The following is a 16,535-nucleotide window of genomic DNA, read 5'->3' as shown; positions in this document are numbered from 1 at the left end:
AATAAGCTTAAAATTTTTTGAAAGAGTTAAAAATCTACCATGAGTCATTCGCAAGACTTGATATAACGACAATAAGTAGATGAGAACGCGAGCTATCTAAACCTAACAACATACGTCAAATAAAATACATCAGGATTTGCTAATCTGTATCATTCTTGATGCTAAAAAATAAAAGTGATTGACTAAAAAAGTCTCGTATTCACCACGTATAAATTCAATGAAATTTAGTCAACACATTTAACAAAAATATATATCAAGAAACAAATGTAAAATAACTTCATATTCCACTTATATCGTAGCATGTTCACAAATATCAATATAAAACGATCATATTGGCATATCCATAGTAAACATCCATCGGAACTTTTCATCAACCAGATCGACGCAATAGTTAATACTGTGCACTTTTAAAAAACTATCCATATAACTGTATTTAAGTTTAGAGGAACGCTTGTAAATCATGTGAAAGTAAAAATAGACGCATTCTAGGTGTATTATATAGAACCAAAAAATTCTCTACTGAAAGCACTAACATAGATAGCTTTTAAAATTTACCAGCTAAGCATAATAAGTCATTACGGAGTTACAAAAAGAACTAATCCAGGATAGATCAAATCTAAATTAGTTACTTTCAAAAGGTGAGTGTTTACATCTAACAACTTTTCAAAAGTCATACTATGCTCTCGAGCAATCTTATATAGGTAATCACCTTCTTTAACTGTATAAGTAACAAAATCTTCCTTAAAATACATGGTAGTGTTAGTTTCAGGATCGCTAATATTATCAATTGACAGACTTTCATCTTCATAATGAGGGGGGACATTAAAGCTATCTATATCATTATTTGTTGATACAATTTTTCCTTCGCTTCGCCAACGGTAAGACAAACCTATATTAAAGGTATAATATTCTTCGTGTTTTCCTTCGAAGACACGATTGTACCATCTAGAAGAAAGGTTCAAAGAAAAAGGCGAATTAGTTCCAATATGACTTCCTAAACCAATAAAAAATGAATCAAAATTGTTTCTAAAACCAAATTCAGAGTAAACTTTGTTATTATTTTTAGTTTCTATATAAGGTATAAAAGATGGCTCAACACCAAAATTTTTATTATTTGAATTTCCTTTAGCATCAAAGTAAGTAAAAGATGTTCCAAAAGCAAGATGCACATCAGAGTAATACGTAAAGCCAGTTCTTACGTTGGCCATCTGTTCTTGCTGGCTACTACTAAAAGATGTACCGAATGACATATCAGTAGATATATATCCAAAGCAATTTGGCGATAGAAGAGAAAAAAATATTGCAATTCTTTTATTCATAAATCAACCTCTACAAATAAATAAAAGTTATCAGAATAATCACCCGAAGTGATACTCGACGCCAAAATACCTACATAGCTAAAGTCCAAATTAAAATCAATATTACGATTAAAATCGGTTGAGATTGATGTCGAGTTATTTTTGACTTGTCCATTTTCAACCAGTATTCTATCATCGCACTTATTACATGTAACAGTATATGGAATGCTACTTTCACCTCCTATTTTCTGCATTTCATATCTGTTTCGCGCAGATGCCAGAGAAATTTTAATTCCAGTTGAAAACTTCCCCTTTACATTTATATTGTAAATTGTATTTCCATTAATCGTAGTTGAGTCTGATGAAAAACGATTAAAAAATCTTCCGTCTCCTGATTTTATATTCACAGAAGTAACCTTATCGCTTCGATTAACCACAACGAACTCGAGATTAATAGGCAGAATCCTCCTCGATTTTACGTCACCCCAATAAAAGTCAAATACGGATTCAACAGTAGTACTTCCAGAATAAATCCCATCTGGCTTTCCGTTCATACTCTGAATAATAGCTTCGTTATTAAAACGAATAACCGGTCTGATCAACACAAAAGGAGCTTGTTCAGATTGTAATAAATAAAAAACTGATTGCTCCTCACACTCTCCCCTTACCAGTGATAGTATAGGACCGTTCAAGCAGGATGTAACAACATTTTCTGGCACGGTTTGCTGTGAACTACCTATGTGATATTCAAAGCCAATAATCTCAATATCAATATCTACTTGATCAGATCCAGATAGCAATCTAACTTTAGACGTTCTGACTGCTGGAAGTTTAGGGGACCAACGGTAGGTAGTCGGAATAGAAAAAGGCGTATCCCATATCGACGGAATAGCAACATCCCCGGTAGAAGTAAAACTATCTTGCTCCAAACGCCCATCGTTTATGAGCATATTGAACTGTGAAGCTTCTAGAGCAAACGAAGTTAAGAAACACATCAACAACATAAATTGTAAAAACATAGATTCTTTCATAATCTACCCTTTGCGCCAGGTGACAGACGAGTCTCATTTTTGTAAACACCTCTATAAGTTCTTGTTTTAATCAAAACCTCTTTTCCAGCAAACTCCTCAAACGTCGAGTCATACTTACGTCCCGCCAAGATCTTGAAGTGTCTTACACAGTCCTTTCTGTCTTCTTCACAGCCTTCAGGATATACGTCAACATAAAGAAATGTCTTGCCTTTATTAATCAACGTTATTTTTCCTTGTTCAGAATATATATATTGAAGCTCAATTTCAGACGGATTGGCTGGTACGACAACAACGGGTGCAAATCCGATAGAGAACTGAACCAAACTTTCATCAAGCTCGCCGTCATGATATGGGACAGGGACAAGAGCGACTTTGAATATATGATCTTTATTTCTATCACAATTTATTCCTCCGCAAGAGAATTTCATAATCACGTCTTTTTTAAATCCTGGTTCTAAAATTGACCGAGCGGGAAATACATTAAGTTTCCAATCTTCAATGTTGTTTTTCGTGTATCTTTTCTCCTTAATCGACCCACTTTCAGAGACAATTATTTCACTTACAGACGAATTAAGGAAAACCCGATCTTTTTCTGTATTTGTAACAGTCACAACTGCTTGATCTTTACTATTAGTAACAACGAACAAGTCACTAACTTGGATAGCAAAAATCTTTGTCGGGAAAAATAACAACCATAATAATGAAAAATATTTAAACATCATTGACACCTTGTACATAAGATTGGATTGAGTATAACGAGTCTTGTCCTTTCATATTCAAAACAAAAGATTGAATATTTTTTATCATTTCCCTTTGAGAATAAGATAGTTCAATATTATTTCTAAGAAATAAAAATAGGCTACTACCGATATTTTTAACCTCATAATTAATACCAACTTTGGAGAGGTTATCTATAACATGTTTATACTGCTTATCTTCTTCAAATATCCCAACAAAGAAAATATCATCTTTATCTAGTCGCTCTTCTTTGAAGTCATGCTCAATTAATGTAGCTAACATCGATTTTTTATCAGGCAAACAAAGTCCTCGTGAGTATTTCTCATCATCACTTATATCGAGTAAGCAAAGGCGTTTTTTCGAAACAACCCTGTAGTTACTTTTTTCAAGTCTATTCAAACGGAATACGCCATCGGACGTGACAGGTTCAATCGAAATACAAGCTTCTCCCAAACATTTCGCACTTTGGACAGGGTTTCCATAAAAATCTTCTAGTATCAACACTGTACTCTTAACCTGAGAGTAAACCGGCTTTACACTTAGTATGCTACCTGGGTACATAAACTTGCTATAGCGTTTAACTGAACGTTGGTAATTGACACCTTCATCAACGTATACATCTAAATCAGAATACCTTTTGATTGGTAGTACCTTCGTCTCATCTGATACAATTTCACGCCCAGCGTATCGCTCGTCATTCTTCAATGAAAATACAACTTCATCTTTATTATCTGCACCTTCAACACCTAGTCTTACAAACGCATCACCTCTCTTAGAAGTAAAAGAAATTCCATCCTTATCTAATAATTGTGTATTAAACACTGACATTGATAGGCTATGTCGTCCTTCACTATCATAAGAAGTGTAAACGTCTGATCTTACATATTCATTTTCTCCTGAAGCAAACGCTGTCGCTGTATTTTGAACGTAATAGTTATCATCGACTCCGCTAGCCAAACGTAAGTTAACATTCCAATCGTCAGCACCATGACTATAATTTAAAGCAGATTCACTTAGAGATTGAGCTTTGCTATCATATCTATGCGAAAAAGAACTAGAAAAACCCGCTCCTAACTCATAAGTCCATGTCAATGAAACTCTCCAATCATTAATACGCTCATCCTTTTGGTATTGGCCGTATAGGTCAAACGTACCAAAAGGCGTTGATTTACTCACTCCACTTGAAACAATCCCTGTTCTTCCAAAATTATTGAGATTTGACTCATTTAGATCGTACTGAATATAGTAGCGAGACTTAAACAACTCGCCACTAAGCCCTAGAGTAGCGTTGGCATAGGACTCATCTCCATATAGATAAGAACTCAAGTCTAATTTGTCTCCAATATCTTTATATTTCTCTGCTTGGGCATAAAAATTGTGAAAATTAAAGGAAACTCGATTGTAGGTTGCACCAGAATCGAACACCCCAAGCAAAAAATCGACAGAAGAGTTGTCTGTGAGAGCGAGTTTTAGTCCAGGCTGAAAGTAGAAATTTGTGTCGTTAACACTTAGCGATGACCCGATAATCGACTTTTCACTGATTCGGTATGTAAGCTTCCCGTAACCATATAAAGTATACAGGTCTACGTATCTTTTGCTCTTGAATGCCTGAGCTATCCCAACAGTATAATCGTAATGTCCTTTAGCCAGTGCGAATTTAGCAGTATTAGTAATCAGTTTTCGCTCTAATAAAAGCTCTTTCTCATTATTTTTTTCAACAATTTCTACAGTGTAAATCCCTCGGGGAAGTTCATCATACGATATGTAATTTGCACCTTTCTTAACAACTTTTGTCAAGATAATAGTTTGATCTTTATAAACTTCTATCCGTGAATCATTTTCTGAATAAAAGTAAACACGCTTACTTTTTTCTTTTCCGCCTCGAGCTAAGTCAGCGCTGTTACCAATCGCAACAAATCGAACACTTGAGTTAATGCCATAATTAAAAAAATCAGTTTCATTAAAAGAAACATTGTTAACAGTTTGACCAAACATTAGTTTTGTATTTTCAATATCTAATGTGTATAAAGCACTATCTAGGTCGAATGTGCTCGTAGTTTCTCCGTTCAATTTTTTCTTTACATTAGTATCAAAATAAAAGTATCCGTAAGGCAAGCCAAAGGTTAGTTCGTCTCGAAGAAAAAGAGATGATTCATTATTCGTATTATCTATATAAAGGTTTGTTGCATTAATTAATGCATAACTTTCCGAGTTACCTCCATGATAAGCGCGAATAAACTTTTCATTAAACTTTTCAGCATCAATGTAAATAACAAGGCTTTGCTTGTCAAAATCGTAATCATAATAATTCTCGAAATTTTTTTTTGCAACTTCTATACAAGAAAATATATTACTTTCATCTGTGCATAACTTTTTTGAAACCCCGGAAATTAGGTCATTCAAGATAATGTTCACATCCTTAAGCCTTACATTATTTTCTAAAAGATATCCGCGCAATTGTTCAACACCATCACCTATATCATTTAGTTTTATATAGTCAAAATTAACAGTAGCAATTAAGAATATTGATCTTTCGGAGCCAGCAATTTTCACTTCAATGTTTTTTTCTACATTTTCAAAAAAGTCAGAAAATTCCGCAGGATAACTGTTAGCAACCACCTGGCAGGATGTAATGAGTGATAGATATATAATTAAATTATTTAAATAGCTCATAAAATAGTCACCATTAACGTTACATATCCTTCACAAGAATAATCCTCGTTACCTCTATCCAATTCAGAAAATTGTAATGTTAGCAAATGAGAGGAATCCATTTTATCTGTTTGAAATTGAGATTCGATTTTACTTTTCTCAACTAAAGCAGTGTCATCAATTATTGTAGTAACCGAAATTTTTTCATTGGTTTCACAATTTGCTAAACTTTGAGCAATTTCAATCGAATAGTTTTGATAAGAAGTGGTAGACCTAGATACTAGAATACCAACGGTTTCATTAGTAAATTTTCCTAGATTTCTATCATACCGAAGGACTAGGTTTTTTTTTGACAACTCTATTCCGATTTGGTTACTAGTGGTCGGCAGTGTAATGCTAGAAGACAAAGGTAGCGTAATTCCCTGACTACTTAAGCCCTGGATAGAAAAAAAAGAACCAAATACAAACAAAAAAATCCTTGTTGCTTTCATTATTACACCATTGCAAAGGCTGCCTAATTTTAATTAGGCAGCTTGATACGATTAGGATGAATTCGATTTATTACTGAATTGTCACATCACCATCAACAACCAAAATGGTTGCTTGAAGAATAACGTCATCACCTTCTTGAAGACCCAAAGAGGAAATATCTTGTCCTGGCTTCACTGTGATACTTACACCACTAGCAACGCCATCAACTTTACTACCGACTGAGAGGTCAGCGCCGTTTCCTGTTAACACGATACTGTCCACGTCTTCCATGAATCCCCCTGTCCTTTGTAATTGAACTTTGTCTATAGAGTACTTATATGTAGTTACTGGAACATCCTCATTAGCAGAAGTAACCACGTTAAACTGCATGCGTGATGCATTTGAGATCGTGATAGCAATACCATCATTTTGAAGACCTAACATACCAGCGTCAAAAGCAGTAGAGCCAATATTTTTAATTAGAAAGTTACTTGCTGTTTGTTCAACACTTGGAACTGTACCAGACCATGTCATGTTGCTTGTTGCATCTGCCAATGCTACTGATGGAGCTGCCGCCATTACCATTAATAAAAGTGATTTTTTCATAATATACCCTTGAGGTTAACTGAATTTAAATATCAACTACGTTTACTATTTGTATTTGATTATTGGTACTAATTATTTGAAGTTTATTCTTCCTACTGTAGTTCCTGTTTCTCCTATCTCATTAACTATGACAACGATAAAGTAATATATTCCTCTGTCATCTGCTGTTACTGTAAACTTTTTATTCCTTACATTTTCTTTATCTACATTTTTTATATATACATTTGAATTTAATGAATGTACTTCAACGACCTGATAATCGCCAATACTTTCAATTGGATTATCTTCTGACAAATCGATTTCAATACCAATATTTTCTTGAAAAGTGGTTTCCATATCAATTACGTCAAGTTGAAGTTCCACTACTTTATTCTTAATATGGAAATCTATTACACCAACAACGTTCTCATTTCCTTCTCCCTGCAATGTATAAATAATTCTTTTATAACCAGTTGTTCTTGCCGTAATGGATATTTCATTTGAGTTTTCATAATGCTCAACCAAACTATCATTCAAACTTTTAACACTTATTATCTTATAACCTTCAGGGAATTTTTCATTTAATTCGTGTTCTATATTAATAGTAAAAATTTCATTAACGCTTGCTAATTTTGATATAGGGGGGATCGAGAAATTATTATCTCTAAGAGAAATGACAGAGATTTTATTTCTAAAGATGTGATCATTCTTATCACTTCTATACTTAACAATGTAGTTACAGTTAGACTCTTGCTCAAAGTGAGCTACAATTTCATTATTATTGATAACAGCGTTGATACAATCCTCGCTTTCTTCTTTAATAAGCTCCGTTATACTATATTCTTTTGGTAAATCTAGAATGGTAGATGTAACACCACGAGGAACAGTTATCAATTTAAAATGGTCATTAAAATATTGAAGTTCATCACCTTCGGCTACCTCTTCAATTTCACAACCAGATAAAAGCAATAAAATAAAATAAAATACATTTTTCATAATCAATCAACAACACCTATCAAGCTAAATATTTAAAAATTATATAAGGGTATATTTATCTTATTAAAAACCACAAGCGGACAGCCAGTCGTTGACTATGCCTAATTACAGAAATTTAGTAGGCAGAAAATAACTCTAATGCAAAAAATCGAAAAACATTTCTATAACTATCACTAGGGTTTTGATGGTATACATTAAAAAATTGTTCTTCATCTTCAAAGTAAATATAAAATTGCCCTGTCATTGATGGACAGCCTAAGGTTTGATTTACGTATATTGCTGTGTATGTATTCCCATTTACCGGGTGTACCCAGTCTTTTATAACCTGACTGTGATCATCGGATAGCGATGAAGAAATTTTCGTCATTTCATCTAACCGTACATCATCGTCGCCAGAATTCCATACCTGCCTTACAATAGCCCCTTCATAAACAGACATGTTTTTTGTATAGCTATGGTGGTTAGCGCATCCACTTCCATTCATATCAAAACTAATACGGAATGGCGTAGGGTAATCAACACTAAAGGTCTCATCATTTGTGGTAAAAGTCCAGCCGCCAACAGGGACCCCATCGACTCCTCTCTGCTTTTTAATAATCTCCCGAGTAGCAGCACTTTGCGTAACTGAATTCGTACCCGTGTTCTCAACTAACCTACCAATTGAGTCAAATTTCAATGCGGAGAGATTCACATTACTAAAACGAGTAGCGCGTAATGAACCATCGATTACCAGATTACCTTCAAGAACAATATCATTACTACCAAGCGTAATTGCTCCGTTGCTACTAGCGTTTCTAGTAATTCTATTATCGCCAAGATATATATCCATCTCGGCAATGTGATTCCCAAGATTGTCCACAGGTCCTGAAGGTCCCGTCGCGCCCGCTGGCCCTTGGGCTCCTGTGTCACCTTTCGGCCCCGCTGGCCCTTGAGCACCCGTGTCACCTTTCGCGCCCGTTGGCCCTTGAGCACCCGTGTCACCTTTTGGCCCCGCTGGCCCTTGAGCACCCGTGTCACCTTTCGGACCCGCTGGCCCTTGAGCACCCGTGTCACCTTTCGGCCCCGCTGGCCCTTGAGCACCCGTGTCACCTTTCGGACCCGCTGGCCCTTGAGCACCCGTGTCACCTTTCGGCCCCGCTGGCCCTTGAGCCCCCGTGTCACCTTTCGCGCCCGTTGGCCCTTGAGCACCCGTGTCACCTTTCGGCCCCGCTGGCCCTTGAGCACCCGTGTCACCTTTCGGCCCCGCTGGCCCTTGAGCACCCGTGTCACCTTTCGCGCCCGCTGGCCCTTGAGCACCCGTGTCACCTTTAGCGCCCGCTAGCCCTTGAGCACCCGTGTCACCTTTCGGTCCCACTGGCCCTTGGGCACCCGTGTCACCTTTCGCGCCCGCTGGCCCTTGAGCACCCGTGTCACCTTTCAACCCCACTTGTACAGGCCCAACATAATTGCCTTGACTGTCAAACAACCGAATACTGTTAACAGAAATTGAATTAGGTGTTATGTCACCTATAACATTATTTGCTATATCTGAATAATACGATGCAACATTTATGTTATTTCGTTTCGTTATCACACCTAAGTCTTGCCTTGTCGGAAATGTAATCTCATACAGAACATTCTCATTTTCACTCAAGCTAATTTCACCATTACGAATTAGTTCTAATAAAGATGTCGGTATAGAACAACTACCTGCTTGAAAGTTACATGTGTGATTATCAATAGTTGAAACTACTATGCCGTTAGGATTTAGAGTGCTAATTTTCTTGATTGCGACATTCACCCCTAAATCACCTTCAAACGGGGTGTTATTTGTTGAATTATATATATTCAAGTTAATCACATCAGAATCCAAAAGTTCTGTAGCATTAGGTAACGTTGAGAATAATAATCCGAGTGTAAATACATTTAATTTAAACATTCATACCACCAATCTAAAAGAAAGTTATTAAACTATCCGAAACTCTAACAGTTTGATTAAAGCTACTCATTACTCCAAGATTATTAACGTCAACTACATGTAATTTATCTATAACTTCAATCGTTATAATATTAGAGGACAATACTCCATCTTCGTCTTTCACAAACACCCCTAAATAGTATGTTCCATAATCAGCGTACATTAGTGAAACATCCTTATTTCGAAACTCAATCTGAGATAAATCAAAACCTTTAACGTCATATATTTCCACAGTCTCTGGTTTATCATCAGTGATAAATTGTTCAAGGTTTAAGACTGTTAACTCGTCTTTGTAAACTACTTGGTAAGAAGAGCGTAAGATCGGTGGCACGTTATTGTTCTTATACCTAATCGAAATATCTATAGCCCCCTTAATTAATACCCCAGCCTCGTTGCTATATTCATAAACTATCCTATTAGCTCCAATGTAATCGGTAGAAAAAACAATCGTTTCAGATTCATGATCAGTATTCACTTCACCAATACCAAATAGCGTAGTACTGGATAAATTGTAATCTAATGGCAACAAAGAAGTAGAGACTAAATCACGTATATTTACTATAACGTCTTGTCCAACTAGACCTACTATCGAAATAGGCGGAACACTCAAACCATCGACAGCATTCTCATATGCGTTATGTGTAGTTATTCTTGTATTAATCTTCCTACTTAACGTTGCGTCTGATTTAGCCCTAAAACTCTCGACTTCGTATTGACAAGTTGAGTATCTACTTAGGTTAGAATCTTGTTCATTTAATTCAATTATTGCCCCTCTTGATACAAGATGAGGACAATTTTCTCCACTAACATTATATATAGATTGGATGTCCAATTCTTCGTTAACATTTATTTCTTTGTTTAACCGAACACCTTGAATTAAACGATGATAGCTTAAAACCAAGCTAGACATAGCATTATCACCTTTAGATTCATCATCCTTCAATTCAACGGTCTCGTCATCTGAATCGTTTCCACATCCCGCAAGAAAAATCATAAGAATTATTGTAATAAAAGGAGATTTAAATAATTTCATATCCACTATATCTCACTCAAAAAATATGCAATCTTGAGTACTAATGCTTTAGTTTAAAAGCTTCAACATAAGACCCATGTAAACAATTATCTTCAAGCAGATAACGAATATCAATTTATATAAAATTATATAGGATTAACAAAAATTAATTGGTTGTCATTTTTAAAAATAACCAAGAGAGGTAGGTCAAGGAAAAATAGAGCAAATAGTCAATAAATTCAAAAATTAATCAAAATGAATCGTTACACTTCACATTAATTATAGAGCAAATACTAAAAATTAGAATTTTATCTTAGTTAGGGCTTTTCCCAATTCGTATCATCTCCTCTTTCCCAAAGAAATTTTTTGTTGTATCGTCATTGAATCTGAACAGGTGATAGTCTTTAGATTGATTTGGCATTGACTGCTTTGTCTGCACGTTACAACACCGATAGCAGTATTACGTAATCTCTTTCCTTCTTTATGTATGGCTGTAACAGTAGAGGGAATTAGAATTTTTAACGAACTATAAGAACAACCAAAAACTTAGTTAAAGTTAACAATCAAAAGCTTTTCTATTATTAATCAAAATTAAATGTTGTTAAATTTATTCCAACATGTTTAACAATAAAGTAGAATCAATGCGTAGTTATTATCACCTAACTACTTATCGACTTTGATCCTTTGGAGGCTGGTAATTGTGTTTATTATTCAAACGACATACCTGTTCCCCCAGTCAGATTTATATCTGTACTAGCAGGCCGGCCATTTTTTTAATATAGCATTACAGTATTAGTTGTAAGATTGAAACATGCTTTGACTTTTCCTCTTTCCACTTAGTAATAATATTGACTTGAGGATGAGCAATAAACTGTAAAGGCGTATGTGGTAACTCGTTTGTCTTATTCATATTCGTTGGAGAGTTGAGAGAAGAAGGCACAGGTGGTACTGTACCTTTCCACTTCAGTTTGAAGTTAAGTTCTTCAGCTTGCGGTCCCTGTATAAAGCTAAAAGAAATTGCAAGTAGGATAAATCTTTTCCTCATGATAACGGTCCTTTTATTTGTGAGTAACACACAAAATATCGACCATAAATTCACCAACTTTAGGAAAAAACGAGTTTAATTTTCAAAGTTGAAATTAATTGGATTAACCTCACTGTTTAACAATATAGATGTTCGTGAACACTTTCTCACATATCAAGGCTTTGATGCTTAATTCGATTAGAAAACCAAACCGCTTGAACTGTAATGGCATCGTAACAATCCCTTGTGTCATAAACGCCATTATCAGATATCTCGATAATTTTTCGGCGTGTTTACGTGAGCAAGTTAGGAAGGACTTCTGCATCGGTAACATCAGACAAACTCAGTTCTGACGCGATGATTTCGTGAGTGCTAGTGTCTACTGCTAAATACAATTTTCTCCAGACCCTACGCTTCCCGACAGTGCCCTGCTTCTTGACCTTCCATTTACATTTACCATAATCGCATTAATGACTAGATGCTGTGTTACACCTCTAATCTTTGATTTAAATGAAACCTGGACTTGCTTAGCTCTTCGACTGATACAGCTGTAATGTAGACAGACTAGAGGGACGTTGACCAATGAAAAAACAGAATCGATAACCCCTTGCAATGCTCTCAATCGCATTGATAAAACTGACTTCCCCATAAGAGCAGTAGATACTTATCGGAAAAACAGAAATTTAGGTTATATTTGAGACAGAAAGTAAAAACGCGAATGGTAGGTAGAATTACGATTTCGAAAAATGTACATCGTGACACCTTGTCGTATCAGTGCCTATTAGTATTTTCTAATGTTGGATGTAAATAATTGAATTTATTGGAGAATATCGAATGAGATTGGAGCGTACTGCGGGAATCGAACCCGCATCATCAGCTTGGAAGGCTGAGGTAATAGCCATTATACGAAGTACGCTTAATGTCGAAGACGTAGTTAATATGCCACATCTGACTGAAAAGAAAAGCCTTTTCTTCGGCATTTGAACTAAGTGGCGAACTAAGCATCAATTTACCTATAGTATGCTGTTCTTATCATCGATTTCACCCTAAATAGGTTAGGAATAGCATTGAGCGGTAACTTGATCCTTACCAGCTTGTTTGGATTGATACATTAAATGATCAGCGGTCGACAGGTTTATATCGTATTCATTGGTACTATAAAATGCGCAGCCTAAACTGACTGTCACTTTTTCTACATTGTCTTCGAGCAATTTAACGCTACGTATCGATGCACATATATTCTCGGCAAGAGCGACTGCCCCTTCATAGCTCAGGTTATTTGCGACAACAACAAACTCCTCTCCGCCAATTCGCGCAAACAGATGTCGGTGTGACACAACATCCGAGGTCGCACAAACCACACTGCGTATGACTCGATCGCCTGTTCTGTGGCCATGGCTATCATTAATGTTCTTAAAATCATCGATATCAAAAATCATCACCACAATTGAGCCTGGTTGTTTCAAGCGCTCTTTCAGTTCAATGAAAAAATGTCGCCTGTTACTGATACCTGTCATCTGATCGGTTTCAGACAGCTTCTTAAGTTTTTTATTTGCTTGCTCTAAGGCTTGAGTTTTGCGCTTAACAGAGATACGTAATACAAAGATATAGGTCCCACACACAAGCAGAATTCCCCCAACAATAAGGTGAGTGAGATATTCGGGGTAAACAGTATTTACATACATCCAACGGTTAAAGATCTGTTCAGTGCCTTTAGAATCTAATTGACTCATTGCCTGTGTGATTTGTTTTTGTAGGTCACTGTTGCCCTCTTTGACTGCCGCCATGAGATCACCCGAATACAAATGACGGACGCCGACAAAGCGTTTTGGTTCTTTACGGCTATATAAATAGAAGTTAGCCACTTGCAAATCAGCGACGAAACCATCAATTCCACCAGAAAAAGCAGCATCAATCATTTGCTGGTTATTAGCAAAGTTCTTTAGTTTGAGTTGGGGAAAATGCAGGCGGGTAAACTCTTCTTCATAACCTCCGCTCACCACTCCCACGACATAATCAAGCTTACCAAAAGTTAATTCATCGATGTCGATACCGATTAAATCTTGGCTAATATAAAGTTGGGTGTCGATCGACATAATAATCGGAGCATAGTCGAGAAAACTCTCACGGTTTTCAGACCAAAGCAGGCCTGCATGAACATCTGCCCTACCGTTTGCAACAGCATCTAGCGAAGACTGCCAATCTAACAACAAGAACTCGATTTCAACCCCGTTTTTTTCGCCATAAAAGTTCCAATAATCAATTAAGATGCCGTCGGGCTCTCCATCACTATTGATAAAAGAAAAGGGTTTCCACGCCTTAGAATTGGCAACAATGAGTTGCTTCACTTCTGGCGGCTGCGCGTAAACCGTCGCGCACATAAAAATGAAAAAGCTGACAAGAATTCGTTTCACTACGGACCTTCAAAAATAACCAAGCTCAAGGTATAAATCCTTGAGCTTCTATAGTGTTATCTAATACGTATAGTATAAATATCAATAGTTAAGCTTTCTTGAATTTTGATATGAGATCCTTATCAACAATTACTTAACCAGCCATGTTTAATTGGTTTTAAATTGAGCCATTTCGCCATTCAATTCTTCAACTTGCCCACGAACCTGGCTTGAGATCTGTGCTGATGAGTTAGAGATTTCTGCCACTCCTTCGACGGATGCTATCACCTGCCCCATAAGGGATTGAATCTCTGCTGTCGCATGTGATTGCTGCTGTGCAGAGCTGAGCAGATCTTGCATCTGCTGGTTAAGCTCTTCAATTTGGTGAGTCGTTGAGCTCAGTGTTCCATATGCCTCTTCAGTATGGTTAGCCCCTTCCTCTGCCAGAGTTTTGCTCTTCTCAATTTCGCTCACAACTGCTCTAGTCGAGGTTTGAATTGCATTCACAATGTTGTTTATTTCTGTCGTTGATTCAGTGGTTCTGGTTGCGAGCATACGCACTTCATCCGCAACCACGGCGAAGCCACGACCATATTCACCGGCACGCGCCGCTTCAATCGCCGCATTTAATGCCAGAAGGTTGGTTTGCTCCGCTAGCCCTTCAATCACTTCGGTTACTCGGCCGATTGCTTCACTTTCTTTACTTAATGCATCAACTTGAATGCTCGCTTTACCAATAGTGTCATGCAATGTACCAATCGTGGTTTTGTTTAAATCTAATGCCTTTGAACCTGCTTCAATTTGCACTTTTGATTCGGCCAGCGTACTTGCCGATTGCTCTGCCTGATGCGCTGTATCCGTCGCTGACCGGCTCACTTCACCCACTTGTTGGCCAACGAGATCCATGGTCGCTTTTTGGCTATCAACTTGAGTCACAGTCTGAGCATTTGCATTCAATAGTTCACTCATACTGCCGCTGACGGTATTCGCTTTGCTCGTTACACCTTTAACGATGTTAGCGAGTTCGTCGTTCATCTTATTAATCGATTGAGTCAGGCTTGCCAGTTCATCACTGCCTTCTACGCTCAGTGGCGATAGGGATACATCACCATCTGCGATAGATTCTGCTCTTTTTGAAATGGTAGAAACTCTACGGCCAATACTCTTGCCCATAAAGTGCGCTGTAGTGAAAGACACAACAACCACAACAGCAATGGAAGCGATAAGCAGTTGCAGTACCGTGCTCACTGACTTGAAGATACCTTCCCCTGAACGATCTGCTAATGCTTGCTGTTTATTGATCACCATTTCTAAGCTTGAATCCAACGATTCAACGGCCGGCACGAGTTCATTCGCCATCTTTTGATTCGCTAGATTCCAGTCTGGCGCTTTTCTTAGGGCAACAACTTGGTCTGCTAATGGAAAATAAAGCTGCTGCATGTCTTTAAATAATGACCACAACCCCTGCTCACTACTCGATAGAAGATCAACCTTTGAATCAATTTCAGCCACTGATTTGGCATGAAATTTCAAGAAATCTTGGTATTTATCAAGATGCTCTTGTTTGCCGTAAAGTAAGAAGTCGCGCATAGAGGAAAGTGCGTTAGCAAGTGACGTATAGCTGTCTGCATACAGTCTGAATAAGCGTTTACGCTCGCCACCTTCAGTATTGCCCGCTTCGTCATTGATCAAACCTTGAAGTTGGTCCAGTGCAACTTCAACGATAGGTGCCGCTTCATTTATAAACAGAGCATGCGCTGGAAGGTTCTCTTCACTGTGGCTCATCTCAAATATTTCACTGAGTGATTGAGACACTGCGCGCCATTTGGCCACAATCTCTTGGTAGCTCTGCTCATCAACTAACTCTTCAAGAGAAATCAATAGTATCTCTACTCGGTCAATCGCCTGAGTGAGGTTATCTTGCTGAGTTTGTTGCAGGGACTCTTCACCACCCAAAAGCATATACGCTCTTAATGAGGATACCGTTGCATGAACAGATTGCTGAAGAGTCCGGCCCGCGTCGACGGTCGGCAGATCACGATCAAGCAATGATGCCGTTTGTGTTTCAACCGTACTTACGCTGCGAAAAGTAAAAAAAGCGGAAACGATAAAAAGTACTGCAAGTGACAGAAAGCTTAGCTGTAACTTCCCTGATATCGTGAGTTTCATCCATCTAACTCCTAATATTTGGCTCGGCACCAATATAACGGCTATTACAATTATGTAAAATAGTTGTTATTCACGTTTTCTAAACTTTAGTTATAAGTGTAGTTCTAAGTGCAGCAAAGCTAGATGTGAGAGAGAAAGTAAAAAGACGACGAAAGAGAGAGAAGATTGGAGAAATAAATAAAAGGCCCTTATACATTACGTATAAAGGC

12 protein-coding genes, 1 tRNA gene and 1 pseudogene are annotated in these 16,535 nt (G+C 37.3%); all 14 read right to left on the bottom strand.

Annotated features, from left to right (window positions below; all coding sequences use genetic code 11):
- Positions 1–575 precede the first annotated feature (575 nt).
- On the bottom strand, positions 576–1,319 hold the full coding sequence (locus ACU01J_RS08285; RefSeq protein ID WP_481085253.1) for a LysM peptidoglycan-binding domain-containing protein: 744 nt from the start codon (positions 1,317–1,319) through the stop codon (positions 576–578).
- Positions 1,316–2,329, bottom strand: a complete 1,014-nt coding sequence (locus ACU01J_RS08280) for a hypothetical protein (protein WP_481085252.1) — start codon at positions 2,327–2,329, stop codon at positions 1,316–1,318. Before ACU01J_RS08280 ends, ACU01J_RS08285 begins: the two co-directional genes overlap by 4 nt.
- Positions 2,326–3,048: a hypothetical protein gene (locus ACU01J_RS08275; protein ID WP_481085251.1), complete on the bottom strand. Its 723-nt coding sequence runs from the start codon at positions 3,046–3,048 to the stop codon at positions 2,326–2,328. Before ACU01J_RS08275 ends, ACU01J_RS08280 begins: the two co-directional genes overlap by 4 nt.
- Positions 3,041–5,740 carry a TcfC E-set like domain-containing protein gene (locus ACU01J_RS08270; protein WP_481085250.1) on the bottom strand — a complete coding sequence of 900 codons (2,700 nt, stop codon included), beginning with the start codon at positions 5,738–5,740 and terminating at the stop codon, positions 3,041–3,043. The genes ACU01J_RS08275 and ACU01J_RS08270 overlap by 8 nt, the downstream gene beginning before the upstream one ends.
- The gene (locus ACU01J_RS08265; protein WP_481085249.1) at positions 5,737–6,210 is read right to left on the bottom strand and encodes a hypothetical protein; all 474 of its coding nucleotides are present in this window, start codon (positions 6,208–6,210) and stop codon (positions 5,737–5,739) included. Before ACU01J_RS08265 ends, ACU01J_RS08270 begins: the two co-directional genes overlap by 4 nt.
- A gap of 70 nt (positions 6,211–6,280) precedes the next feature.
- A complete protein-coding gene (locus tag ACU01J_RS08260) occupies positions 6,281–6,796 on the bottom strand; it encodes a hypothetical protein (protein WP_481085248.1) in 516 nt (171 codons plus the stop codon).
- A gap of 72 nt (positions 6,797–6,868) precedes the next feature.
- Complete coding sequence (locus tag ACU01J_RS08255; RefSeq protein ID WP_481085247.1) at positions 6,869–7,771, bottom strand: hypothetical protein; 903 nt, start codon at positions 7,769–7,771, stop codon at positions 6,869–6,871.
- Between the two features lie 115 nt (positions 7,772–7,886).
- Positions 7,887–9,236, bottom strand: coding sequence for a collagen-like domain-containing protein (locus tag ACU01J_RS08250; RefSeq protein ID WP_481085246.1), 1,350 nt, complete (start codon positions 9,234–9,236; stop codon positions 7,887–7,889).
- 466 nt (positions 9,237–9,702) lie between these two features.
- The gene (locus ACU01J_RS08245; protein WP_481085245.1) at positions 9,703–10,761 is read right to left on the bottom strand and encodes a hypothetical protein; all 1,059 of its coding nucleotides are present in this window, start codon (positions 10,759–10,761) and stop codon (positions 9,703–9,705) included.
- A gap of 763 nt (positions 10,762–11,524) precedes the next feature.
- Positions 11,525–11,785: a hypothetical protein gene (locus tag ACU01J_RS08240; protein WP_481085244.1), complete on the bottom strand. Its 261-nt coding sequence runs from the start codon at positions 11,783–11,785 to the stop codon at positions 11,525–11,527.
- 203 nt (positions 11,786–11,988) lie between these two features.
- A pseudogene (locus ACU01J_RS08235) lies at positions 11,989–12,428 on the bottom strand (transposase); the annotation flags it as partial.
- A 177-nt stretch (positions 12,429–12,605) separates the two neighbouring features.
- Positions 12,606–12,680, bottom strand: a tRNA-Gly gene (locus tag ACU01J_RS08230).
- Between the two features lie 139 nt (positions 12,681–12,819).
- Entirely contained in the window at positions 12,820–14,178 is a 1,359-nt protein-coding gene (locus tag ACU01J_RS08225; RefSeq protein ID WP_481085243.1) for a transporter substrate-binding domain-containing diguanylate cyclase, read from the bottom strand.
- Between the two features lie 147 nt (positions 14,179–14,325).
- A complete protein-coding gene (locus ACU01J_RS08220; RefSeq protein ID WP_481085242.1) occupies positions 14,326–16,326 on the bottom strand; it encodes a HAMP domain-containing methyl-accepting chemotaxis protein in 2,001 nt (666 codons plus the stop codon).
- Positions 16,327–16,535: the final 209 nt, after the last annotated feature.

The organism is Vibrio sp. 2433-A1 (assembly GCF_056726085.1).
This window is presented reverse-complemented; position numbering and strand designations above follow the sequence as displayed.